The organism is Nostoc sp. (assembly GCF_036916655.1).
Lineage (GTDB): Bacteria > Cyanobacteriota > Cyanobacteriia > Cyanobacteriales > Nostocaceae > Nostoc.
Map to the genome: position 1 here is coordinate 25,095 of NZ_JBALFY010000022.1, position 26,433 is coordinate 51,527.

Annotated in this window: 16 protein-coding genes; 6 read left to right on the forward strand and 10 right to left on the reverse strand. The window is 41.4% G+C overall.

All coding sequences use genetic code 11. The features are described 5' to 3' along the window. Window positions 1-86 precede the first annotated feature (86 nt). The 3 genes from V7L31_RS05895 to V7L31_RS05905 form a co-directional block, all read right to left on the reverse strand. Entirely contained in the window at window positions 87-2,423 is a 2,337-nt protein-coding gene (locus tag V7L31_RS05895) for a cation:proton antiporter domain-containing protein (RefSeq protein WP_334695381.1), read from the reverse strand. A 311-nt stretch (window positions 2,424-2,734) separates the two neighbouring features. Further along, window positions 2,735-3,712 carry an SDR family NAD(P)-dependent oxidoreductase gene (locus V7L31_RS05900; RefSeq protein ID WP_334695382.1) on the reverse strand — a complete coding sequence of 326 codons (978 nt, stop codon included), beginning with the start codon at window positions 3,710-3,712 and terminating at the stop codon, window positions 2,735-2,737. A 12-nt stretch (window positions 3,713-3,724) separates the two neighbouring features. Beyond that, window positions 3,725-4,618, reverse strand: coding sequence for a hypothetical protein (locus V7L31_RS05905; protein ID WP_334695383.1), 894 nt, complete (start codon window positions 4,616-4,618; stop codon window positions 3,725-3,727). A 445-nt stretch (window positions 4,619-5,063) separates the two neighbouring features. On the opposite strand from V7L31_RS05905, the gene V7L31_RS05910 reads away from it, so the two are divergent. After that, a complete protein-coding gene (locus V7L31_RS05910; protein WP_334695384.1) occupies window positions 5,064-5,204 on the forward strand; it encodes a hypothetical protein in 141 nt (46 codons plus the stop codon). Window positions 5,205-5,567: 363 nt separating this feature from the next. Beyond that, window positions 5,568-8,153, forward strand: a complete 2,586-nt coding sequence (locus V7L31_RS05915) for a GAF domain-containing protein (RefSeq protein ID WP_334695385.1) — start codon at window positions 5,568-5,570, stop codon at window positions 8,151-8,153. A gap of 222 nt (window positions 8,154-8,375) precedes the next feature. Here the strand turns inward: V7L31_RS05915 and V7L31_RS05920 are convergent, their stop codons facing one another. The 5 genes from V7L31_RS05920 to V7L31_RS05940 all read right to left on the reverse strand — a co-directional run bounded on the left by V7L31_RS05920 (window position 8,376) and on the right by V7L31_RS05940 (window position 14,736). Next, entirely contained in the window at window positions 8,376-9,704 is a 1,329-nt protein-coding gene (locus V7L31_RS05920; protein ID WP_334695386.1) for an ATP-grasp enzyme, read from the reverse strand. Between the two features lie 259 nt (window positions 9,705-9,963). Then, window positions 9,964-11,343, reverse strand: a complete 1,380-nt coding sequence (locus tag V7L31_RS05925; protein ID WP_334695387.1) for an ATP-grasp enzyme — start codon at window positions 11,341-11,343, stop codon at window positions 9,964-9,966. Window positions 11,344-11,359: 16 nt separating this feature from the next. Then, a complete protein-coding gene (locus tag V7L31_RS05930; RefSeq protein WP_334695388.1) occupies window positions 11,360-12,388 on the reverse strand; it encodes a D-alanine--D-alanine ligase family protein in 1,029 nt (342 codons plus the stop codon). A 280-nt stretch (window positions 12,389-12,668) separates the two neighbouring features. Beyond that, complete coding sequence (locus V7L31_RS05935; RefSeq protein WP_334695389.1) at window positions 12,669-13,502, reverse strand: O-methyltransferase; 834 nt, start codon at window positions 13,500-13,502, stop codon at window positions 12,669-12,671. Between the two features lie 4 nt (window positions 13,503-13,506). Then, window positions 13,507-14,736: a sedoheptulose 7-phosphate cyclase gene (locus tag V7L31_RS05940; protein WP_334695390.1), complete on the reverse strand. Its 1,230-nt coding sequence runs from the start codon at window positions 14,734-14,736 to the stop codon at window positions 13,507-13,509. Between the two features lie 1,694 nt (window positions 14,737-16,430). Between V7L31_RS05940 and V7L31_RS05945 the strand changes: the two genes are divergently transcribed. The 3 genes from V7L31_RS05945 (at window position 16,431) to V7L31_RS05955 (ending at window position 19,613) form a co-directional block, all read left to right on the forward strand. Beyond that, complete coding sequence (locus V7L31_RS05945; RefSeq protein WP_334695391.1) at window positions 16,431-16,922, forward strand: hypothetical protein; 492 nt, start codon at window positions 16,431-16,433, stop codon at window positions 16,920-16,922. A 769-nt stretch (window positions 16,923-17,691) separates the two neighbouring features. After that, window positions 17,692-17,832: a hypothetical protein gene (locus V7L31_RS05950; RefSeq protein ID WP_334695392.1), complete on the forward strand. Its 141-nt coding sequence runs from the start codon at window positions 17,692-17,694 to the stop codon at window positions 17,830-17,832. 677 nt (window positions 17,833-18,509) lie between these two features. After that, window positions 18,510-19,613: a response regulator gene (locus V7L31_RS05955; protein ID WP_334695393.1), complete on the forward strand. Its 1,104-nt coding sequence runs from the start codon at window positions 18,510-18,512 to the stop codon at window positions 19,611-19,613. Between the two features lie 401 nt (window positions 19,614-20,014). On the opposite strand, the gene V7L31_RS05960 is transcribed toward V7L31_RS05955, so the two are convergent. Then, entirely contained in the window at window positions 20,015-23,617 is a 3,603-nt protein-coding gene (locus V7L31_RS05960) for an AAA-like domain-containing protein (RefSeq protein ID WP_334695394.1), read from the reverse strand. A 310-nt stretch (window positions 23,618-23,927) separates the two neighbouring features. On the opposite strand from V7L31_RS05960, the gene V7L31_RS05965 reads away from it, so the two are divergent. After that, window positions 23,928-25,619: an NAD-binding protein gene (locus V7L31_RS05965; protein ID WP_334695395.1), complete on the forward strand. Its 1,692-nt coding sequence runs from the start codon at window positions 23,928-23,930 to the stop codon at window positions 25,617-25,619. Window positions 25,620-25,849: 230 nt separating this feature from the next. Here the strand turns inward: V7L31_RS05965 and def are convergent, their stop codons facing one another. Next, the gene (gene def / locus V7L31_RS05970) at window positions 25,850-26,380 is read right to left on the reverse strand and encodes a peptide deformylase (protein ID WP_334695396.1); all 531 of its coding nucleotides are present in this window, start codon (window positions 26,378-26,380) and stop codon (window positions 25,850-25,852) included. Window positions 26,381-26,433: the final 53 nt, after the last annotated feature.

Genomic DNA, 26,433 nt, shown 5'->3' on the forward strand with positions numbered 1-26,433 from the left:
TATTCTGGCGACTGACGCATATATTCTGTTTCGATAGGTCATGGTTTCCAGTTCCAAAACCAACGGCTGAAACCCTCATTGTTCAATCAACTTCCAAAAGTTTTCGGTCTACTGTCTTTGAGCGCTTCTACCTCACTAGCTTTCACCACGGGGATAGAAAGGGGTACTGAATTAGCGATCGCAAATAACTGCTCTAATTGACTCAAACCTGACAAATTACCACACAACAATACTTGATCGCTAACTCGCAAATCCATACCGCCATCAGGATAGCGGATAAACTTGCCATCTCGCCGGATCGCCTGTACTTGTACTGCATATCGCTTGGCGATATCTAAATCTGCAAGAGTTTTACCTAGTGTTGGCGCATCTGCATTGACTGTAACCCACTGACAAGCACTATTTTCTCCCGGTACAGCAGCTTGTCCCTTGGCGAATTCTGCCAAAGCTGCCAGTTCTTCATCTGCTCCCACAACCAGCAAGCGATCGCCTTCTTCTAATTTGGTTTGATTATTGGGATAATCGATTTCATCGCCGTTAGCGCGGCGAATTGCCATTAAACTTGCTCCTGTTAAATAGCGCATATCTGCTTCTTCTATAGTCATACCAATTAAAGGTGAAGCAGTGGGAAGAGGATACCAGCGCTGATTTAAATCGAGAGTTGCTTGGCGTAAATCACGAGCAACTTCAGTAGCAGAACGTTCTGGCCGCAAATCTAAATAATGATCGTTGCGGATTTGCTGCATTTCTCGTTGGACGACAGGTGGTGACAACAAGCCTAAGCCAGTTAATAAATAGGTTGCAATTTCTAAACTGGCTTCAAACTCTGGTTGCACAACTTCTCTGGCTCCCAATTGATACAGCACTTCAATATTTTTATCCTGGGTAGCACGGACAACCAAATCTAATTCTGGGTGCAACTCCAAAGCGCGTTTCAAGCAAAGACGGGTACTCATGGGGTCTGGGAGTGCGATCGCCATTCCTTTGGCATGATTCACGCCGGCAGTTTCCAGAACATGCAAACTCACGCAATTACCATATACATAAGACACTCCAGCCTCACGCAACTGCTGAATTCTGCTCTCCGATTGGTCGATTACTACCACAGGTAGGTGATGTTGCTGCAACAACTTCACCAAATTCTTACCCACTCGCCCATAGCCACAAACTACCACATGGTCTTTGAAGGGCAAATCTTCCGATACATCTCGCGCCTCATCTTCTTCTAAATACGGTTTCAACCAAGGCATTGATTCGGCAAAGTTAAATAAAAATGGCACTAACCGCAGTACAAAAGGGGTAAGCATGAGAGTGACTGCGGTGGTTCCCAAAATTAATAAGTATACTTGTCGCGACACCAGCCCCAAAGACTGCCCTTCACTAGCAAGAACAAAGGAAAATTCCCCAATTTGCGCCAGTCCCAAACCGGCAATTATGGCTGTTTTCAAAGGGTAGCGGAATAATTTCACTAGGGGCGTGATAATCAAAAATTTACCTACGAAAACTATTGCCACCAACCCCAAAATCAATTCTAGGTTGTTCCACAAAAACACTGGGTCAATTAACATCCCAATGGCGGCAAAAAATAAACTGGCAAAGATATCCCGCAGTGGTTCCACATAAGTCAGGGTTTGATCGGCGTACTCCACCTCAGAAATCATCAAACCCGCGACAAATGCCCCCATTTCAATGGATAGCCCCAAATGCTCTGTCAATAGGGCAATGCCCAAACACAGGGCTACAACTCCTAATAAGAATAGTTCTTTACTTTCGGTACGAGCTAACAGTCGCAATAAAGGCGGTATCAGCCAAATCCCCGCAGCGATCGCCCCAGCAGCAAATAAACCAATCAAAACTAGCGCCGTTAGCACAGCGATACCAATGGTTTCTGCTGGTTGGTTGAGGGCTGGTAAGACTGCTAACATCAGTCCTAGTGCCAAGTCTTGTACAACTAAAATTCCCAGCATCACTTGCCCGTGAGGCGTTTCTGTTTCGTTGCGCTCCATCAAACACTTGAGAACAACGGCTGTGGAAGACAAAGACAGAATACACCCTAAAAACATACCTTTAGCAGGTAAAGCTCCCCAGGCTCCAGTTAACCCGCAGATTGCAACTGTGACTAGAATTGTCAAAGCAATCTGGAGTCCACCGCCGCCAAGAGCGATCGCTTTTACCTTCTTGAGTTCCGTAAAGGAAAATTCTACACCCAAAGCGAATAACAAAAAGGCGACCCCGAACTGTGCCAGAGTCTCTACTTGAATGACTTCTTTAATCAATCCCAGTCCGGCTGGCCCAATGATCATCCCGCCAATAAGATATCCTAGCAACACCGGTTGTCGCAGAAGTGCTGCCAACAGTCCACCACAGGCTGCAACGGCTAGAACTGAAACTAAATCAACAATTAGCCTAAAATCTTCTTGCACCAGTTTTAAAAAAACTATTAATTAAGACCTATTAATTCAGGATACAAAGTTTTATGCCCTCAAACAGCTTGTTTGGGAAAAGGAGATTGGGGATTGGTTATTCCCTTGTCCTCTTGTCCCCTCATTCCGTAATACGGTTCGGTTAAGGCAAGAGACGCGATGAATCGCCGTCTCTACAATAAAGGAACTCCAGGAAACAAATTATCCAATATTGTGGGGTGGGCGTCTCGCCCGCCCTATAGACTGGGCTCTCGTGTCGCCCACCCCACAAGAGTTAATTGGATATTTTTTACCCGAATGCCCAATCCTCATTAAATTTTAGGTGAGCCGAGGGTACTCAATAATAGCAGTGACCACGGCATTTTAATATCAGGTATAAGCCATGAATACTTTCTCAGTACGGGCAATGCGGCGGGCAACACAAAACGCAGAGAGCGTAATGAGGCAGGAAGATCGCCATTTTCATCGACAAGATTATATTTTTTAGCCAGTTCGGCAACAATTTGCACACGTCCTGTATGGCGGATAACATTTGCTTCACCAGCAAGTGCAGCGATCGCCCGTCCAGTGAATAAGGGAGTTTCCCAATTGTAGCGATCACTTAAAAATGAGAAATTCTTTTCAGTACCATTGGTTTGATTCATCTCAGAAGCAAAACGCGAAAAAAGCTCAGTACCAACAATACCCGGCCAAATTGAAACAGAAGTGACGTTATGGGGTTTGAGTTCAACAGCCATGTTAGCAGCTAGGCGATCGCAAGCTGCTTTGCCAACTCCATAAGCTGTATTAAAAATATAAGACATCCCACCCCACGAAGAAATGGTGCAAATTAGTCCAGAGTGACGCTTAGTCATCATTCGGGCAGCAAAAATACTTGCAACATAGTGGCTACGAAGACCAACATTATTACTAGCATCCCAAAGACTAGGCTCACAATCCCAAAATGTTTGCCCAAAAGCGTCTCTTATTGCCTGAACTCCTGAGTAAGCATTATTTACCAGTAGATCGAGTTGTCCATTCTGCTCATCTTGAATGCGATCGAACAGCAAGCGTACCTGCTCATCATCGCTGTGGTCTACTTGGACGGGAATGCATACACCACCGACTTCCTCAATGGCTAATTGAGTTTCGCTAAGACTCCCTGAAACCCCATCACTAGAAGAGTTATTGAGGCTACGGCCCGTTACGTATACAGTTGCACCTGCTTCACCAAGGCCAATGGCAATTCCCCTACCAAGTCCCCGCGTAGCACCTGTTACCAAAGCCACTTTCCCTTCGAGGTGTTTCATGATAGCTCATTTCTAATTTTTGACCGTTAAATATTGATTATTACAATATTCTTTCGTCGCTGTGACTGAAACAACTTCTACTTCTATCGGTTTTTCTTTAGTTCCATCAATGAGAAACTCACTAGCTCCTGCACGAGGTTTTTTCGGATTTCCCCAATCATAGGTATAACCTAAACCTGTCCAAGGATAATGTTCTTGATTAGCCGCTGCATAAGAAGTTGTGTATATCTCTTGCAAAATCGGATAACTAGCAGGAATCGGGATATTAAAAACATTACAACTAGAATCATTAATTTCTGGATCGACGCATGGTCTACTTAAATCTTCGGCTTTCACCCACATTTCTATGAAATGCGTCTTCTTTGAGTTTCTATTTAAAATTAAGCCTAAATACTGCTGTAATCTCAGAGAAAGCATAATATTACCGGGAATATTTATGCCGATACCCTTACAATTTTGACAAAATTCTTTAACTTGAGGAACGGCTGTTAACCAATTCCGTGCTTCTATACTTTTTTTTGTACCTACTTTCCAATCTTCAGTTGGGTTTTTGACATATTTCCAATTCGCCATTAGATATTCAATTTTGCCGTTATTCTCTCTCCACTTTATTTGAGCATTACTTTTTGATAATGGCCAAAGATTGTTTACCACTTTATCTTTACTCGGTCTTTTTGCATCTTCAATCGCTTCATTTAACTGCTTTTTAAGAGCTTGATAACTCTCTGGTTTATTTTTATCCAGATACTCATTGACATTTGGGTTAATTTCTGATTGTGCTAAGAGACTTTTTCTCAGATTTGATGTATTCTGTATGGGAATTTCTCTAGCCAACAACCCAGAGTATCCTACTGCTAAAAATGCGCCTGTCAAGCCTAAAAGTAGTTGAGCCTTCAATTTTTTCATCAAAATAATCCTGTGGATTTCCAACAATCGGGTATATGTTCTATCCCATGTAAATATGGGATAAACTCAAAGATTGCATCTGATTTTATATTTATGTTTGGCTGAAATAATATTGTGCTTAATATTTTTAATTAACTTTATCTGGATAAAAATAAATATCTACAATCTGGTTATTTGCCACAGACATCACAACAGATTATTGAACCACTTCTGTCGTCAGGGCACAGCAATGCTCATTGGTGTCAACTTCAGATGGAAATAGCTTATCTGTTCGCTTCCATGCCCGCCCGGAAATAAATAAGTAATGAGTAATGAGTAATGAGTAATGAGTAATGAGTATTACTTATTACTTATTACTTATTACTTCAAAAATAAATTTTCGGGCTAATAGCTTAAGTCTACTGAAGTAGACTGGAGATTTTTGGCGATATTTAGTCATCTTCAGATGACTTTAGCTATGAGACGGGAATTTCAATTCCCGGCGGACAAGCGGTTTCGTGTTAAGTTGACACCGATGAGCATTGCTGTGCCCCTACTGTGTGGTCTATTTATATCTGCGATCGCAGTTGAGCTAGACCTAATCTAATGTCAGTAATATTACTTATAATTTTCAAGAAAATAGATCGTGCCCTACAGAGACGGGAATGTTAATTTGTCTGCCTCGACAACGTAATTACAAGGCAAGACTAACAATCGATCGCTTGTCAAAAACATTGTTTTCTCATTTATATGAGGGGTCTGACCCTCTATTTATCATTTGTGGGAAGGGGTTTTGGTCAACTCATCCTTATTAGTAATCAACTTCTGCCTAACTTCACAGGATGACGCTGGCTGAACAAGCGATTAAACTATGGATAATGTCGAGGAACTGTTGCTTTTAACACCACTTACATAAATTTAATCTCATTGTTAAATCTAAAATCTCATCCTGCTATATAAAATACCAGTTATGTCAGCGTATCAAGGAAGTTATGGGGAGACCACTGATGTGATTATTGGTGTTCACAACCAAGAAAACCTCGAATTACAAGCGAATTCTGCTCCTGTGGGCGCTCTTGCCACAAGACAAGGAACTTTTTCTACGTTTCTTGCTCCCCTGACTCAGGATACCTTTAAACAAGTAGTTAAGGATGTCGAGCAAAAATTACAGATTGTCCATCAAACCCTGTCAATGCTGGATTCTCATGGGTTTGAAACCATTCTGCAAGAAATGTTGCATTCGATTACCTTAAAAACCGGGGAATTACTGGGAGCAGACCGAACAACGATATTTTTATTGGATGAAGAAAAACAAGAACTCTGGTCAATTTTAGCTGAGGGTGAAGGCGGTCGCTCTTTAGAAATTCGCATCCCCGCAAATAAAGGCATTGGTGGTGAAGTTGCCACTTTTAAAGAAGTTATTAATATTCCCTTTGATTTTTATAACGATCCGCGATCGCATTTTGCCCAAGAACAAGAAAAAAGAACTGGCTATCGCACCTACACTATGTTAGCTTTGCCACTCTTAAATGAACATGGGCAATTAGTTGCAGTAGTGCAATTACTGAATAAATTAAAATCTGGAAATAACCACGATGCTGCACTTGCACAGCGCATTGATACCAAAGGTTTTAGCTGTGCTGACGAACAATTATTTCAAGAATTTGCCCCTTCAATTCGCCTGATTTTAGAGTCTTCGCGCTCTTTTTATGTAGCTACCCAAAAACAAAGAGCGGTGGCGGCGCTGATGAAGGCAATTAAGTCCCTTTCTCAAAGTAGTCTCGATTTAGAAGACACCCTCAAACGGGTGATGGATGAAGCTAAGGAACTGATGAATGCCGATCGCAGTACACTATGGTTAATAGACCGCGATCGGCATGAATTGTGGACGAAAATCACTCAAGATGATGGTTCAACAAAAGAGTTGCGAGTCCCCGTAGGTAAAGGTTTTGCTGGGATCGTCGCGGTTTCTGGCAAAAAGCTGAATATTGGCTTTGATTTGTACTACGATCCTGACTCAGAAACAGCCCAACAACTAGATCAGCAAAATGGCTATCGCACCTGTAGCTTACTTTGTATGCCAGTGTTTAATGCCGATCAACAACTGATTGGCGTTACCCAACTCGTAAATAAAAAGAAAAATGGTGATTTTCCCCCTTATAATCCAGCTGATTGGCCGAAAGCTCCCGACTGCTTCCAAGCTAGCTTTGACCGCAACGATGAAGAATTCATGGAAGCTTTTAATATTCAAGCGGGAGTAGCGCTGCAAAATGCCCAGTTGTTTGCCACAGTCAAGCAACAAGAACAAATGCAACGGGATATTCTGCGTAGTCTTTCCAATGGAGTAGTTTCCACTGATAAAACTGGGTTAATTATCGCTGCCAATGAAAGCGCCCAACGTTTGCTAGGGCTGGGAATAAATGACCGTTTAGAAGGTAAATTAGTTAATGATGTCATTGGCATCAAAGAAGGTGACTTTAGCAAGTGGTATCAGGATGCTTTACATGCAGTTGACTTAAAGGGTCGTCAGCAATATTACCCCGATCGCACACTTATTAGCACTGGTACAGAACAGCATAGTATTAATTTGTCGATTAACACCATTGCCGATGCTAGCGACCAAGAGCAAGTCCGGGGGGCGCTGGTGGTGATGGAAGATATCAGTGATGAAAAGCGGCTCAAGAGTACGATGTACCGCTACATGACCCAGGAATTAGCGGAAGAATTGCTGAAATTAGATGATGCTAAACTAGGAGGCGATCGCAAAGAAGTTTCGATCTTATTTTCGGATATTCGTGGCTACACCACTTTGACAGAAAACTTAGAAGCAGAAGAAGTGGTAAGTATGCTCAATGAATATTTTGAATCAATGGTGGAAGCAGTCTTTAAACATAAAGGCACTCTTGACAAATACATCGGCGACGCTATCATGGCTGTCTTTGGTTCTCCTCTACCATTAGAAGAACACGCATGGATGGCAGTGCAAACATCTTTAGAAATGCGCGTTCGCCTGCACGAATTTAATCAACGTCGCCATACAGATGATAAGCCCAAAATTAAAATCGGCATTGGCATCAACTCCGATACCGTGATTAGTGGAAATATCGGCTCTAGTAAGCGGATGGAATTTACCGCTATTGGTGATGGCGTTAATCTTGGCTCCCGCTTAGAAAGTGTTAGTAAGCAGTATGGTTGCGATATTATTATTAGCCATAATACTTTTCAACCATGCCAAGATCAAATTTGGGCAAGAGAACTAGATTACATTCGTGTTAAAGGTAGAAACGAACCAGTAGCCATATATGAATTATTGGGTTTGCGTTCCAATCCAATTGAAAGCGAAAAATTGCAAGTAATTGAGCATTATCATAAAGGACGTGAGTATTACCTCAAGCGGCAGTTTTCTCGTGCTAGAGCGGAGTTTGCTAATGTTTTGGCAGCCGATAGCCAGGACAAAGCTGCAATGTTGCACTTATTGCGTTGTCAACATTGGTTACAATCACCCCCAACAGAATCAGATTGGGATGAAGGAGTCTGGACATTTCAGGAAAAATAATACCAATTCACAATTCAAAATTAAGAAAGCCCGCTCTAATGTCAATACGGTTCGGTTAGTATATTTGGCTTTCGGAGCTCCCCCAACTCCCCTTAAAAAAGGGGGCTTTTCCTCCTATTTAAGCTAAAACACATTTAATTTGCATATTAAAATTTTCTCAATGTCTTGTGGGGTGGGCATCTTGCCCGCCCTGATTATGCAACTTTAATGCTGATTAGCTTATCACTCTATAAGCTCGCCCATATTAAAATCTATTCTTATCCAACCTTTGAGTCTTCGTAAGTTGTCGAGAATGAGTAAGGGAATCTGCCAGTGATGTACTATCAGGAAGGGTAAGGGATCGCTCACTTCAAACACTGCTTCTTTCCCCCGTCTGATGTTTCTTACCCAGGTTTGCAGTTGCTTAAACGATCTAATCTCATTTAGTCGCCAAACTTCGTGATACAGCCAATAGGTTGGCTTACTATCAGCAAGAGGTTGCAAAGATTCAGCCAGAGGTTCTTTACCAAGATAGGCATCCGCTACTCCTGGATGATTGTAAAACATAGTAATGGCGGAGTGAGTCCGGGGGTTACACTCAATCGCGTAAACAGTTCCGTCTTCTGCCTCGATGAAGTCAAAGGAAAGTTGTCCGGTTTTTCCCAATTCTTTGGTAAAATGACTCGCCCATTGCATAATTTCTAGCTGCTCGACGTTTTCGTAGTTGACTTGAAAGGCGGATGACTCACAGCAGCAGTACATTCTCGACTCTCCATCTCGCGCGGTAGTGTGAGTGCAGTATTCCTTTCCAGGGATAAATTCCTGCATAATCCAGGGGTTTTTCTCGCTAATGGGCAGACTATTGACAAATGCTGCGGTTTCTGACGGGGTATCGCAAGGTAGCTTGGTGAGATTCAAGCGACGTATTTGATCGTAGGGGATGCTTTTAAGAATGTATTTGCGCTTCTCCTGAGAAAAGTCGAAGTTGAGGACTTGTTCGGGATCGGTAATCTTGAAGGATTTGGGGACAGATAAACCGAACGATCGCGCTGTTTCAGAAAAGGCAAACTTATCATCCAGGAGCTTTGTGACATCAGCATCGAAGTGGAAAAATTCACAAAAATCTGGTAATGGTGGCTGGCCTCGATCGTAGTGAATGACGGAAAAAATGGCTACCGGGATAAAAAAGTCGATCTTTTCTGTTTTGGCGATCGCGTGTAGGCTTTCAACGTAGCCTTCTAAGTCTTTGCTGGGATCGGGAACGGTATAAAAACCTGCAACAGAGTTGGAATATTTATTACCACTTGACCAGAATTTCTCAATGTCAATTATAATAACCCGATGCCCAGCAGCATGAAATGAACGCGCTAGCTGAAGAGTTTTAGTCATTCTCGCGCCAGCAATCAAGATATTTTTGGAATTGGGGTTGACAACAATTGACTTACCGAATGGTTGCTTAACAAAGTTCCATAGTAGCGATGTTAAGACAACAATGCAGTTTAAGGGAAATGCCAGTGCCAGTAATACAAGAGTGCCCAAGTTTTGGAACACTACAAAAATATGCTTTCTCATAGTTAGAATTTTGACATGATAGTGGAATCCGTGGCTGGTGCATAGGAAGAAGTTAAAGAGACAAGGAGATGCGATCCTGCTCTTGCTTCCTTTTTAAGGATTTAATTCATTAAATCTCCAAAGTTCGTGAGCAAGCCAATAAATAGGCTTATTACAGCAGTTTGCAACTAAATGAGGTACAGAACAAAGAATTCACAAATCAAATTATTCTTCTGCCTTCTGCCTCAAAAGCAGTGACTTTGTACCTCATACTGCTGTATCACTCAGGGGTTGCAGAGATAGAGGCTTTATATTTTACGTCTTCTCCAAACTGTATGAGTTTGCCGATGCAAAAATCAATCCTCACCCAAGTTCTTAAGGAGCGCAAACTATCGAGTAATAGTAAAGGAATGTACCAGTGATGTACCATTAAAAACGGTAGTGGGTCGTTGACTTCAAAGATTGCATCCTTTCCTTGCCAAATATTTTTAAACCACTTTTGCAACTGATTTAACGATCTAATTTCATTAAGTCGCCAAAGTTCGTGATAAAGCCAATAAATAGGCTTACTATCACTCCGAGGTTGCAGAGGTTCAGATGGAGGCTCTTTACTAAGATAGGCAGCCGCTAAACCTGGATGGTTATAATACATTGTAATTGCAGAGTGAGTACGGGCGTTGCACTCGATCGCATAAACCGTTCCATCTTCCGCCTGAATGAAGTCAAAAGAAATTTGTCCAGTCAGTTGTAGTTCTTTGACAAAATGACTCACCCATTCTTTAATTTCTGGGCGATCGACGTTTTCGTAATTGACTTGAAAAGCAGATGATTTGCAGCAGCAGTGTACCGTTAATTCACCATTTCTCACTGTGCTGTGAGTACAGTATTCTGTTCCAGGAATAAACTCTTGCAATACCCAAGGCTTATCTTTACTAATTGGCTTACTTTTGACATGAAGCGCCATTTTCCCTTGAGAATCCATTGGTAGCTTAGTTAGATCCAAGCGTAAAACAGAGTCATAGACAATACTTTTGAGAATGTACTTGCGCTTTTCGTTGGTAAAGTCGAATTTAAGAACTTGTTCGGAATCTGTAATTAAGAAGGTTTTTGCAACAGATAGCGACAGTGAGCGGGCAATTTCCGCAAAGGTAAACTTGTTATCGAGCATACTCATTGTATCAGCATCGAAGTGGAAATTCTCACAATAGCCTGATAACACTGGCTTGCGCTCCGAGTCAAAGTAGCTGGCAGCAAAAATACCTACCGGCACAAAAAAGTCTATGTTTTCCTTTTTAGCGATCGCACGCACGGCTTGAGTATAGCCATCTTTGTCTTCGTATGAGTCAGGAACCGTGTAAAAGCCAGCCACAGAGTTAGAAAATCGATAACCACTGAACCAGTATTTTTCGAGATCGAATAAAATGACTCGATGCCCAGCAGCGTGAAACGATCGCGCCAGCTGAAGGGTTTTGGTCATTTTACCGCCACCGATCAAGATATTTTTAGGATTCTCGTTCAAAACCACAAGATTAGCATTCGATCGGCTGAAAAAATTCCACAGTAGCAATGCTAGTACGACGATGCAGTTAAAGGGAAATGCGATCGCCAGTAATGCAAGAGTACCCAAGTTTTGGAATATTGCAAAAATCTTCTCCCTCATAGTTGTAATTGTGACATTAGATTATACTCAACGCTTCATTGATTGCCGTTGTAAATAACTCATTTAAAGGAATTCCCGCTGCGTTCGCCGTACAGGCAATCACCGCGTTGTGGTCAAAAATACAAAATAATCCAGCTTCTAAAAACCAAGGTTGTCCCTGTGGGTCGATCCGAAAGTCAAATAAACTATAATGGCGACAGCCCAAAGCCAAATGACACTTCTTAACTTCTTGCTGAACCTTTTGGGTAATCGGGTCATTAATATCTACAATCCAACCTGGAACATAATTTTTAGCAGTTGAAGCTAAGTCGCCCTCGATTGGTATTTTGAATTTGTCAGTATAGCTGCGGATGGGTCTGGTTTGCGGGTCTATTTGATACTCTTCAAGGGGTAAACCAATTAGCTCCCCATCTTTGACAATGGCGCCGCATCTGACTTCTCGACCGGCTTCAATGAATGTTTCTACAATCACCTCCGAAGCAAATTCAAATGCTTTCTTCAAGGCAGCGTCATACTCACTCTTTTCTTTGACTAAGGACACTCCCAAAGAGTTGTCGGCATTTGCGGGTTTGATGACTACTGGAGGTGTAATTGTCGGAACGTCTCCTTGGCGGAGCAATTCTCCACGAGGTACTTTCACCCCTGCTGCTGCGACAATTGCTTTAGTTCTGGCTTTGTGAGCCGTGATTGCCATCACATCTGGAGTATTGCCTATATAAGGGATCTTAAGCAAGTCGAATAATGCCCGGTAGTCAGTCATTCCAGGGAGACAAAACATTTGTGGCAACATCAGGTCAATGTTTTGCGCTGTTATAAACTGTATGGCATCTGATAGAGGCATCGGTTTAGCGGCAGCAATATCTTCTGGACTGAGAGAGGAAGGAAATCGCCATTGACCATCAAGTGTGATGTATGCAATCAGAAAGTCATAGAGCGATGGATTTGCTGTAGCTACCAGACAGCTTTGGGCGTAATTGCGTGACAACTGACAGTAAAAATCATTGTATGCAGATCCAACTAAATGAAGGATACGAAGTACTGGCATGATTCATCTTCCTAAGTACCGTTGTATTTTTATACAAAGGACTTCCAAATAAAAAAATATTCAATTAACTCTTGTGGGGTTCTTGTGGGGTGGGCGTCTCGCCCGCCATACAGACTGGGCGGGCAAGATGCCCACCCCACAAAGTGGAATAATTTATTTCTTGGAGTTCCCTACTACGATCGCAAAAATTTCTTGAGAAGAGATGAGGAAGTAAGCGGAAATTATTCCTTCTTATCTTCTTCATCCCTTTGAAGTCTAAACTTCTCTGCTCATTTGTAGATTACACAACGCGTCTAATCAGGGTTATACCATCTCGGATGGGTAAGAGAACTTGCTCTACACGAGGATCGGCGGCGACAACACGATTGAACTGAGCGATCGCTTCACCATTAACAGTACGTTGTTCGGGTGGTAGGTAAACTTGTCCCTGCAACAATGTGTTATCCACACAAATGAACCCGTCGGGAGTCAGTAAGTTACTATCCAAAATGGTCTGGAAGTAATCTACATACTCTTTTTTATCCGCATCAATGAAGATTAGATCGAATACTTCATTTCTGGCAGCTAGCTTGTGGAGTGTCTCTAAGGCAGGTGCTACTTCCACAACAATTTTGTCGCCGTGGGGAGACTCACTAAAGCAAGCTTGAGCAAATTCAGCAACGTAGGTATCTACTTCGCAACCGATCAGTTGCCCATCACTTGGTAATGCTTCTGCCATTGCTAAAGCTGAATACCCTGTGAACATTCCTACTTCTAGAATGCGCTTTGCCTTGGTGATATGGACAAACATTTTCAATGTCTGTCCTTCCAGATGTCCTGAGAGCATTTCCTGCTCTAGTTGACGCACTGTTTCCCCATCGCTGAAGCGTTTGCTCCAGTCTTCTTTGCTAGTTTTCTGCGCCAATGCTGTCAATGCGCTCGATTCGGGCGTGGTGTAATCATCTAAGTAGGGATCTAAACCCGCCGCTAATTGAACTCCCTGCCGCAAAGAATCTAATATCTCTACGGGAATGTTGTTCTCTTCTGCTAATTTGAGGGTTTGCTGTAGCTGGGCTACTAAAATGCTATGTGGCGTTATCGGTCTAGCTGTTTCTCGTCCTAAAACACTGGTCATATCTTCACACCCCCACTAGCTTGCCTTTTTGACTTTCGATGTATGCGTCAACACCTTCTCCGCCACGAGGGTATTTAGCACAAAGACGTTTGTGTTCAGCTAGGGCTGCATCAAGTTCTTCACGAGTCAAATCGTTGGCAAAGAAGCACTCACCAATCGGAGAAGGCATAGCTGCACGTTGTTTACCATCTCGTGTCAAGCTTATAGACTGGGTAGCATCCCAGAGCAAATCTCCATCTAGTAGAGGATGATCGAGTGATAAACCGATACGACTCATCAAGTCTAGGATGCGATCGCGCTCTCCTGTGGTGATATAGCCCCGTTGTGCTGCAATGGTTGCAGACAAAGCCATATCTATATTGACCGCATGACCATGATATAGGGGTATCTGAGGTGCTAATTCTAGGGTAGGACTCCAAGTGTGACCGTAGGCGATGACGCGATCGAGGTCTATTTCATGCAAGTTAGGAGTTTCTAACTCCAACATGGTTTTGATTGCCTCGTAGTTGACTTTATGGGCAATCTCTTTAATTTCTGGTGTCGCATTCACGTGTCCAAAGTGGGTAGACAGCAGTTCTTCGCCATATTCGTATAGCAGTTCAAAGACTTCGGAGTTAGAAACTACCGCAATTTTCACCAACTCTGCCATCCCATTGCGAACTTGAGCCGTTGGCAAGGTTTTCAAGAATGAGAAATCCAGGATCACTTTCAAAGGTGCATGATATGCTCCCAAGCGATTTTTCAACTTGCGATGATTAACTGCTACCTTAATCGCCACACCTGCATCGATTAAACCAATCAACGTGGTAGGGATGCGAATATAGTTGCTCTTGCGACGGTAGGAAGCGCAAGCAAACCCAGCCACATCAGTAACTAGACCACCACCGACAACTAAGACTGGTTCTTTACGAACTAAGCCGAAGTCCGAAAAAGCATCAACGATTTTTTCAAAGCTTGCCAGGGTTTTAGCTGGCTCTGTAATGATGATCGGAAATACCGTCAGTTCAATGTCATAGTGTCTAAAATATGACCTGATCTGATCGCCATAAAGCTCATGAACATTGGCATCAATTACAGTCAGACAGCGACCAAATTTTGCGTAGCTATCTGCAATTTCTCTGTTTTCAATATCAAACGCACCGTTCACATAGACAAGACTAAAATCGATTTTTTCGTAACCTTGCACGTGAAACGCAGCTTCCGTAGCTTCAAATGATGCTTGAACCTTATTCATTGTGTTGCCCTTATTCCAATTAAAAAATTGCGAGATTTCGGTAATAATTGCGATTTACCCTAATGTCTGCCAGCAAGCAACTATGATTTTTACCTTTTCAGATAAAAGACAGGAAAAAATTAGCTTTCAATAAAAAGCTAGCTTCTATGACTGACTGGTAATGTTTTTAAACAACACCATTCATTTGAGTAAATTCTGTAAATTGGTTAACCTTTAATACGGGATAACCAAAAACAAGTCAATTAGCCCCCTAGCAATATATTGCATAGTAATTGCCTGCTTTTTCTGTGGGTTATTGACTTTAAATTGGGGAAATTAATCTGAATTCAGATTTATTCCACTATATTTAAATATAGTGGCTTTCCAACTGTCCGATTCCGCAAAAATTCTAGCCTAGACAACTGATGATATCGTTGTTCTCCAAGTTTCAATTTGAGGTTAGAACCCTGATTAATTGTTAGTTCGCTGTTTTTTAGCACTAATCTAAAGCCTTATATTACTAAATCTTTTACACTCTATTTGTTTCGGAATAACAGTAGACTTTTAGGAAGCTCACTAAATTTCTATTAACTCCAATATATTTGTCTCTAGCAATTTTCCGATCGTTAGATTTTACAAAACTCATATCTCAGTAAACTACTCATCTTATTTATAATTGTCTATCTCTAGACTGACATTTGATATCACAAACATGATTAATCCCAATCTCGCTGTGTTTTTGCATTAGTCTTAAACCAGAAAATGGCTAAAAACACAGATGACTCACTGCATTTCATTTGGAGCATAAGTATAATAACTTTTTGTTTGAGTTAATTTAATACTCAGTGATTTATCTCCCTACCTCAGTAACTCCTGAAAATTCAGAGTTTAGATATATCTAAGGCTTTTGTAACAAAAATTTAACTTTTCTAAGGAATGGTTCTGTCTGTTAGAGGGTTCTCAGTTTGCTTTAATTGCCTTATTATCGCTAAATTAACCCTTTTCAGTTACCAATAGCAACAATTTACTACTTGGTAACTGAAAAGTACAACACAAATCATAACATTACAATAATACAAATCATAACATCTGTAAATATATTTAAGTCAATCCACCGTGCGAAGTGTACTGAATAAGCAGACATCTGCAAATAATCTGTCTAAAGATAGATACTTTATACAGCAAGATATTCTATAGAAAGAATTCAGGAGTCAGTTTCAAGCCCCTAAATTTATTTATGGGGATTGTAATTTTGGATTCTGCGTTCGCGTAGCGTCTCGCAGAGAAGGGGTTGACTCCTGTTTTATCTTTTGCGGGTATGGTTCGCGGGTAGAAGATTGCGACTAATTGCCATAAATAGAAAACTACTACCAGGATATGCGATCGCAGGTGGCGCACTCTCAGACATAATGAAACACACTGTTTTTATATCATGTCTGCGTTTAAAATAGACAATTTTACTGTCGTACTAGATGTGGGAATTTGCGAGTGCGATCGCTTAGTTACTTGTGATATAAAAAATTGAGTATTTCTAACAGACAAAATCTATTTAAATTACTTTTTATAAAATCTTAATATTTCTCAACTAAGTTTAAAAAATCTTGGGATTGAGTTCATAATTAAGTAGCGATCGCTTTGTAAAGGTTAGTTGATATTTCTTGTCAAACTGCGAGTAAAGTTAGAAACTAAAGAAATACAACACACGCAATTATTTTATGACTGCTATTTCTAACCTTGAATTCAAACGACCAATTTGGCAAACCGCAATCATATTGACTTTGGGCTTTTGGCTCAGTGCAAGTCTAGTCTTAGACTGGGTAATTATGCCTAGCCTTTATCTTTCTGGAATGATGAGCCAAGCTGGTTTTACGACAGCAGGCTATACGATTTTTTGGAACTTCAATCGGATGGAGTTATTATCTGCTGCGATCGTATTGACTGGGGCACTAGCTTTAAGAAAAACTCAATATCACTGGCGTATTGGCAGTATTGTTTTATCTGGGCTGTTGCTAACTATAGCTATGCTTGACACCTATTTCTTAACTCCGCAGATGTGCGCCATAGGAGTTCAACTCAACCTATTTGAAGCTGCTGCTGCTATTCCATCGACAATGAATTTACTGCACGGCAGTTATTGGCTACTGGAAGTAGTTAAGCTGGTAGCATCTGGTACGCTTTTAACCTGGTGTTGGCGGGAAAAAGTTTAAGTCGATGGAGAAATATAACAGTGAGAATGTCTAATTATAAATCTCACGCCAAAGACGCAAATCATTTATTTGCGTCTTTTTGCTACATATATCTTAAGTAGAAAAACAAAAATATTTAGAGTAATTGTGTAATTAAATAAGCATTTATAATTATCATTTACTGTACATTTTCAATAAAAAAATTGTAGGTTGGGTGGAGGCTTTGCGTAACCCAACATCCTGATATAGGAAGGACTCATATTTGGTTTTTGAAATATACTGAGACTGAAAAGCCTGTTTTATAAGGGTTTTATCTGAAATCTTGTTCAAAAATCAGATATGAGTCCTATATGTTGGGTTGCGCTCCGCTCCACCCAACCTACGTCTAATGCACTATTTTAAGTTTTCATACGCTACGTGTATTTCAAAAAACAAATCGGACTCTTATATAATTATCTTTCACTGTACATTTTCAACCTTTCCGAACATCCGAACAAATAAATATTTATGACAATTTTCTGGAAGATGCTATTAATTAGTTTTCATGTTTGCTTTACCGATTTATCATGAAGTTTATATATTTCTGCTAACTTTTTTTGAAAATTATAGTAACCTGAATTTTAGTGAGTACTTTGCTTGTTATCTACCATCTAGTTGAAAACAGCTATTTTGCAGGTATTTACTACCAATGAAGAATTTCGCTGTAAATTCTTGAATTTGTCACTCTAAATTGTGCAGGTGACTATTTAGCCCCAGCCCCACACAACATTAGAACCCGTTTGCAGTACTTATGAAGAGATTCCCTTCTGCTGATTTGTCTGCCTGTGCATCTCACTACACACCATCATGGCGACAATTATCAGCTAACTCATCCTTGGCCGGAGGTTTACCATTCTTGTTGTGCGATAATTTTGCCCAATCCCAACATTAAGAGTTGCTCTACAATCACCAACCTAAGTAAGATATTGAGTTTTTTGAATGCTTAGTTTTTAATCATACTTTTTCTCTAGAAGGAGTTTCCCTCAAGAATAAACTTCTTAAAAAAGTACCCTACCACTTTCGTCACGACTGCAAAAACATAGTTCATCAGTGCGGACTGAATGCCTAAAAGCCTTGATTTAGTAACATTTACGTCTATATGACAGTAGATTTGGGTTACTTTAGATTTTAGTATTGTGAGCAAAAGAAATTTTGCAAGAGAACTAAAGTATCTGTAATTTTAGGCTGCAAAATACGGATAGCAATGATGCTTTTGTGACTGATGGGCGAGAGCCAATTGTGTATAGGTGGCACTTGAGTTACTGTTAGATTGGCTAGATTAGCTAAAGATACAGAAAACCAATCTAATTTTTGAAATACTATATCCTGGCAACTAGTCGGGCAATTTTGCTATTGGTCAGTAGCATAAATTGGTTTAGTTGTAACTCGCGGATTATAGCTTAACAGAGATTGGTAAATTAAGAGTTGGGGGGTGTGGAATCTCTGTACTAACTCTAATGTGACCACTATATTTATCTGATAGTGCTTCTAACAAAGTCGCAGTGAATTCCGAAAAGGTTATTCACTAATTTCGCCTGCAAATATTAATTTTATTCCAAAGCAATTCCAATGAAGACACTTCCGATTAGTAGATACAGATTTTTCCAAAAGCTTCAGCCCCTACCGTTGTTAAAAAAAATCACTGGTAAGTCGGTTACTGGTTGTTTGCAGGTGTTTAGTACATCAGGCTCTTGGTCAATATATGTAGATGAGGGTAAACTAATTTATGCTTGCTACTCAGAGAAAATGTTTGAGCCGCTTTACAGAAATTTGCAGTGCTTGAGTCAGGAAATTTCTACTCTCCCTCACGGAATCAAAGACCAATTGCGGGCGATATTTGAAACTGGTATTGAAAATCAGGCAATACCGAATCCAGATTATTTAGCTATTTGTTGGTTAGTCAATCAGAAATATATCAGTCCTGCTCAAGCAGCAATGCTGATAGAGCAATTGGCGCTAGAAGTTCTGGAGTCATTTCTGAACTTAGAGGAGGGGAGTTATGAATTTATTCCTGAAAGCTTTCTGGATGATATGCCAAAGTTTTGTCATCTAAATCTCCGCTTACTAGTTGAACAATGTCTAACACCCCAAAGCTTTGACCAAGACTCTCGTAGAGAAGTAGCTTATCGTCAAACATCACCAAGTTCTCAATCGCATCCCTCACAATTTTTCCAAATAAATGAGCTACAATCTAAAGCCAAAACTACACCAAAATTGCCTGAAATAAACAGCTATAAACCAGCAGCCTACTCTATTAGGAGTAATGAATACAGGGGTCAGCAAATTATTCAACCGCCTGCTGACAAAAAAATCTACACAATCTTTTGTATTGATGACAATCCTACAGTCATGAATGCTATTAAAAGTTATTTAGATGAGCAAACATTTTCTGTTATGGGAGTTACCGATTCGTTAAAAGCTTTAATGCAGATTGTCCGTATAAAACCCGATATAATTTTGTTGGATATTTCGATGCCTAATTTAGACGGATATGAACTCTGTTCTTTACTGCGTAAACACTCGCACTTTAAGAATACACCTGTGATTCTGGTGTCAGAAAAAGTAGGATTTATAGATAGAGCTAAAGCTAAGATGGTCAGAGCATCAGGCTATTTAACTAAGCCTTTTACACAAGGAGATTTACTAAAAGTAATTTTTCAACATATTGTTTAATTTCCTGTGATAAAAAGCAACTCTACTTAAATAACCTATGATTTTGGAGATTTGAGGTTGAGTATTATCTGGATTGCTACCATTTTATTTATAGAAGATTGTCTGAGTGAATTTAAATTAATTAGTTATTATCTTACAGATAGAGAACAAAATTTTATTAAGACAGCTAGTGCTAAAAAAGCTCTAGAAATAATCTTAGAAGAAACGGCGCTAAAATTGTTGCTGGTGTAGTAATGCCGAAGATGAAGGTATTACCATAAAGAATATTTCACTCATTATAATAGCGATCGCCCCCCTCTTGTTTGGCATTGTACAATGCTTTATCCCACCTGTAGGGGTAATTTATGAATTACCCCTACAGTGTTTTCCATAAATTAGTTAAAATTTTTGTGGAAGTTTTGTTAGTGATTGCAAAGAGAGCGATCGCTCTTTTCCACTGTCATATTAGTTTTTAAATAATCTTGAACCCACTCACAACTATATTTCAGCAAGTTGAGATGGAAAATTTGTTGTAGATCCCATAAAATCACAAGTTGGTCATCTCCACCAGAGGCGAGGGTTTTGCCATCGGGGCTAAAGGCAACACTGCTCACATTAGAAGTATGTCCATTCAGGGTGACAAGCAAACTACCATCGATCTTCCAGATTTTGATCGTATTGTCAAAACCTGCCGCCGCCAACATTTTACCATCTGGACTAAATGCTACTCTCGTTAAACCAATACTTTTACCATCAAAAATTCTCACAAGAGTGCCATCGCGTTTCCAAAGTCGCAGACAACCATCTCCACCAGCGGAGGCAATAAATTGATTATTGGGGCTAATGGCAACTCCAAAAACTTCACTCTTGTGCCCTTCTAAGATGCGATTGGGTTTCTCTAAGAGGCGTTCGCGATTTTCTGAAGTCCAAAGTTTAACAGTGCCATCAGCACTGGCAGAGGCGATAAACTGCCCATCTTGACTATAAACAATGTCCCAAATTCGGCCTGTATGCGCCTGGATATCTTGGTGCAATTGGAACTCTCCATTAGAATCGCGTTGCCAGAGTCTCAGTTTGTAATCAAAACCCACAGTCACTAGCCGATTACCATCTGGACTATAGCTAACCCCTAAAAGACCGATACCTGGCCCCTTCAAAATGGTTCGCTGATTGCGGTCTAGTTCCCATAGTCTCACAACACCCTTAGAACCAACGATCGCTAAAGTCCGACCATCGGGGCTAAAGGCGAGACTAAGCATTCGGGAATCGTCTTCAACAATAGTTTTAGCTAAAGAACCATCGCGTTTCCAGAGTTTGACTTCTTTGCCAGCAACAGAGGCTAGGCGTTGCCCATCAGGGCTAAATGCCACCCGCCAGACCATTTCTTGATGACCATTGAGTAGCTTAACTAAGGGTGAGTGGACTCTCCAGAGTTTGACAGTGTTATCGTGACTGGCAGAGGCGACGGTTTCTCCGTCAGGACTGAAGGCGACGGTTTGAACATTTGCGGTATGCCCCTGCAAAGTTCTTAATAGAGTACCATCTACCCGCCAGAGTCTCACGGTTTTATCAGCGCCACCAGAAGCAATGGTCTGTCCATCAGGGCTAAAGGCTACACTAAATATTTCAGCGTTGTGTCCTTTAAAAGTTCTCAGGAGAGTGCCTTCTCGATTCCACAATCGCACCATCTTATCTGCACCGCCAGATACTAAAGTTTGTCCATCAGGGCTAAAAGCTACACTCCAAACAGTTGCCTTTCCGGCTGTGAATGTTTTGATTAGTGTTCCATCCAATCGCCACAGCTGATTCGTGCCGCCTACCATACTAGAAGCGAGGGTTTGACCATCGAGGCTAAAAGCAATTCCCCATACACCACGTTCATGTTTAATAGTTCTAATTAAAGTGCCATCTAGTTGCCAAAGCTTAACGCTAAAATCGCCACTGGCAGAAGCGATAGTTTTTCCATCTGGGCTAAAAGCAACTCGCCACACCGCAGATTTATGCCCTTTGAGAATAGTTAATAATTTACCATCAATCGTCCAAAGACGGATAGCGCCATCAATACCGGCAGCCACTATCAGCTGGCTGTCTGGGCTAAAACGGACACTTTGGATGGTTGCAGTATGTGGTAATGTTTTTACTAGTGTTCCATCCCGCTTCCACAGCTTGACTGTGCGATCGATGCTAGATGAGACAATCCACTGACCATCGGGGCTAAAATCAACCCCTAAGACAATCCCTTGATGCCCTGACAGGTGGTTGAATTCATCAGCACCGTAGACAGCTTGTTGTAACACTTTGTCGGTTTGGAGATCCAGAGCATTGGCATCTGCAAAATTTTGCAGATCGAGCTGTTGAAATTTCCGTCTAGCTTGGATTGCTTGTACCAGTGCATCTAAGCGTTGATTAGAATTAAAACTACCATTGGAGGCAGCTGCGATCGCCCGTACCTCACTCAATGATGCTTGTCGATCGGCATAGAGGGTTGCGATCCCCAGGATAATAGCTGCTACTAGAGCTATACTTACCCCTATTAGTAGTCGTTGCTGATGGCGGGCGCTTTTTTGTTCACTTGCCAATCTCGCCTCGGTTTCTTTCAGCCGTTCTACTTCTAATTTTTGTTGGAATTCTCGACGTTCCAATTCCTGGCTAGCTGCTAAAAATCGATAGTCTAAATCGCTGAGACTTTTACGCTGAGTCCAATCCAATACCTCTTGTAAGGCATTTCCCCTTAGCAGGCGTGACTCATCTTGAAAATCTGATGCTACCCAAGCATTGAATGGCTGTGAATAAGGACGCAGATTGTCCAACTGTCTTAACACCCATTCGGAATTAAAAATACTGCGGTAGATCGGATTTTTAATTCTGAGATAGCCATTGTATTTCTCAACCAATCCCGATAGTAAAAGCTCCGTTTGTTCTCGACTATCATCAATAGGCACGGGGGATATTGGAGGTAGAGGATGTAAGGAGTCGTTAGTGTCTTTATTTTTTGCATCTCCCCATCCCGGCGTCCCCTTGTCCTCGATTTCCTCTGCTTGCAATACCTGTTGATAAAGACTCAACAATCGTCCGGCTTGTTGTTGGTTGAAAAGTAAGCGATCGCGAATAGTGCGGAGGTGTTCGGGTTCATCTTGTGATTCCCAGTGTTGAATAATGTGCGATCGCACCAATTCTTCTACCCAATACGCCTCAGTTTTTGGCGATAAAACAATTTTCCGATCTGATGAGTTTGAGGCAGTTTGGAGAACCAACTGGCAGAGTTTTTGAGTGAGAAACGGTTGTCCCCCTGTCCAGTAAATCACCTCTTGCAGCACCACTTCTGGTTGACTGATTGCCTCCTTTAACCCATTTAGCAATGGGCTAGCTTCAGGCAATCGAAAGCCGTATAACTCTATAGCCGTCCCAATATTAAAAGGTGTCCGGCGTTTGTCAGCAATTAGGTCAGATGGACTAGCTACTCCAAACAATGCAAATCCCAGGCGTTGAAAATTTGGGTCGTGTGCTTGCTGATTGTAGCAATGACGAATCCAGGCAAAAAAGTCATTGACCGGAAAATTCAAACTCAGCAAACTATCAATTTCATCAATGAAAATGAAAATGCCTTTGGCTTTGCCGTCTGTTTCAAAATCGCTCTTGACATTTGGCAGCAAAACTTCTTCAACAAACTGGTGTAGTTTTTGTACAGGAGAAAGACCTACTTGTATATCCCACCATTGCTTAAAGTTGACGTGTTCCGCCAGATTTAACCCGTAGAACATGCTAACAATGATTCCTTTATACCATTGTGCTGATGTGGTATCCTCACTACCCAATTGAGTTACATCTAGGTAAACACATTTATAGCCTTCTGACTTGAGACGACGACTTATTCGCTGTAGTAGCGATGACTTACCCATTTGGCGAGAGTTAAAGACATAGCAAAAATCACCACCTTTTAGACTGGTATAAAGCTTTTCGTCTGACTGACGCACAACATAAGTGGGATCGTCACTGTGGAGGCTACCGCCAACTTGGTATCTCATGCAAAAGTGTGATTAGAAAAAAGGAAGATATAAAAACAATAAGTGAAGAATTCTGAATTCTGAATTCTGAATTCTGAATTTTGTTTAGGGAGACAGAAAGAAAAATTAAAACCTTTTGCTCTTATCTTTATACCTTTATAATCCCAGTCCCCAATTCCCAATTCCCAATCCCCAATCCCCAGTCCCCAATCCCCAGTCCCTTTTTCAAGCAATCGTGTTGTCAGCTACAGTTATATTCTAAGAAAGTAGGCAACAATATTCGTAAATAACTAGAAATGCAGCCCTACCTGTAGAAAGATGCTGCCGTTTCATGAAACCCCGAATTATTGTTTGTGGCTTAGGACGTACCGGATATAAAACCTTTCGTCTGCTGAGACATCAGGGAGCCTTCGTTGTTGGTATTCATCATCAATCTATCCCTGGCGAAACGGCAGGAGATGTGATTGTTGGCGATTTACAAGCAGCTTCTACCCTAACAGCAGCAGGAATTGAACAGGCACATACTATAGTAATCGCTGGATCTAAAGATGCTTTGAATTTGTCTATTATGATGCAGGCGCGGGTACTGAATCCCCAGATTCGGATTATCAACCGTTTTTATAATACAAATTTAGGAGAGCGCTTAGATCAAAGTTTGCCAGACCATTTGAGTATGAGTGTTGTCGGATTAGCAGCACCCGTATTCACCTTTGCAGCAATGGGAAACCGAGCGATCGGACAAATCAAATTATTTCAGCAAAATTGGCCAATTCACGAAGAATACATTGATGAAAATCACTTCTGGAAGGGTCGAAAGCTGAGTGAATTGTGGGAAGACCGATCGCGGATGCTAATTTATTATTTGCCAGTCAAAGGCGAGATGGATTTGGTGTCAGCTGTCATCTCTGGACAAGAAATCCAAGTAGGCGATCGCATAATTATAGGCACTCAACCCCGCATCCGTTCTCCCCGGCGATCGTTGATTAGAAAACTGCTGAAAGTTATGACTAATTTTAGGCAGTTTCAAGAACACGGGCGATCGGTAGTGCTGGGTGCGATTGCACTATTGGCGGTGATTGCGATCGCTACATTCACCTATATGTCGGCTGAGTTGAGTTTGTCTCCTGTTGATGCTCTATATTTTTCTGTAGGCATGATTACCGGAGCTGGTGGTAATGATAAAGTAGTAGAGAATGCTCCTAACAGTATTAAGTTATTTACTGTTGTGATGATGCTGGTTGGAGCAGTGGTGATTGGTATTTGGTATGCCATGCTCACCGATTTTGTCTTAGGAAGCCGCTTTAAGCAATTTTGGGATGCAGCCCGAATTCCCCAGCGATCGCACTACATTGTCTGTGGCTTGAGTGGCATTGGCGTGAGAATTGTCCAGCAACTCCACGCCAGCGGACATGAAGTTGTAGTAGTTGAACCCGACTCCAACAGTAAATATATCAACACCGCCCGCGAACTGGGTATTCCCGTGATTCAGGGCGATGCTAGCTTTCGTACAATACTCAAAGCCAGCAATATAGAATCTGCCGCCGCAGTGCTAGCTGTGACTAGTAATGATGCTACCAATCTAGAAATTGCCCTCAAAGCCAAAGGTTTGACACCCAGCATTCCAGTGATTGTTCATTATGCCGATCCCGATTTTGCTGGCATAGCGCAACAGCTATTTGGCTTCGAGGCCGTACTGAGTCCGGCTGAACTAGCAGCCCCAGCTTTTGCTGCTGCTGCACTAGGGGGACGCATCCTCGGCAATGGCATCACAGCAGATAGTCTTTGGGTGGCTTTTGCCACTGTGATTACAGCTTCACACGCCTTTTGTGGTCAGTGGGTGAAAGATGTAGCCATGTCTGCTGACTGTGTACCTTTGTACGTAGAAACTAATCACCAAACCCTTCATGGCTGGGATTTGTTAGAAACCAATCTCAGTGATGGTGACGTTTTATATATGACAATGCCAGCAACGCGGCTATATCAATTGTGGCGAGACGAGCGAGTTTGTGAATCACACATTTAAATAATTCGTAATACCAGTTTTAAATACATGAAAACTGCTGTAACATAACACTTCCTACACCTAATACTGTTCGGTTAAGGCCAGAAACGCGATGAATCGCCGTCTCTACAAAAAACTGGTTATTGTAGAGACGGCGATTTATCGCGTCTTTGTGATGATTTCTAGTATCTTTAGCAATCTAAAATTTTCATCAGAAAACCTTAACCTAACCGTATTGTCCTCACTCTCATTTATTTGTTAACTACTCGTTGTTGATATTCCTGCTCAGTAATCATATCGAGAGTATTTTCTAGGCGATCTACAAATACGATCCCGTCAAGATGATCGTACTCGTGTTGAAAAATCCGAGCGATAAAATCGGTTAATTCTTGTTTTTGTAAATTGCCTTGAGAGTCAGTGTATTCCATTTCAATAGATTTATACCGAGGAACTAACCCCCTAATTCCAGGAACACTTAAACAACCTTCCCAATCTTTGACAACTTCAGTTGAATGGGCAATGATTTTGGGATTAATCATGGCTGTAGGTTCCATTTCTGGGGCGTGGGGATACCTGGCATTAGGACGGGAAGCCACGATAAATAAACGATAGGATTGTGCTACTTGAGGCGCAGCAATTCCCACGCCGTTAGCCTTGGCCACGGTGGCGATTAAGTCTTCAATTAATTTTTGGATTTGCTCATCTTGAATATTCTCAACCCAAGCAGCTTTTTGGCGTAATGTTGGATTCCCTAATTGAATTATTGGCGCTAATTCAGTCATGATAAAACTCCTTTAATTAATGGTCATTGGGCATTGGGAATTGGGCTAATGAC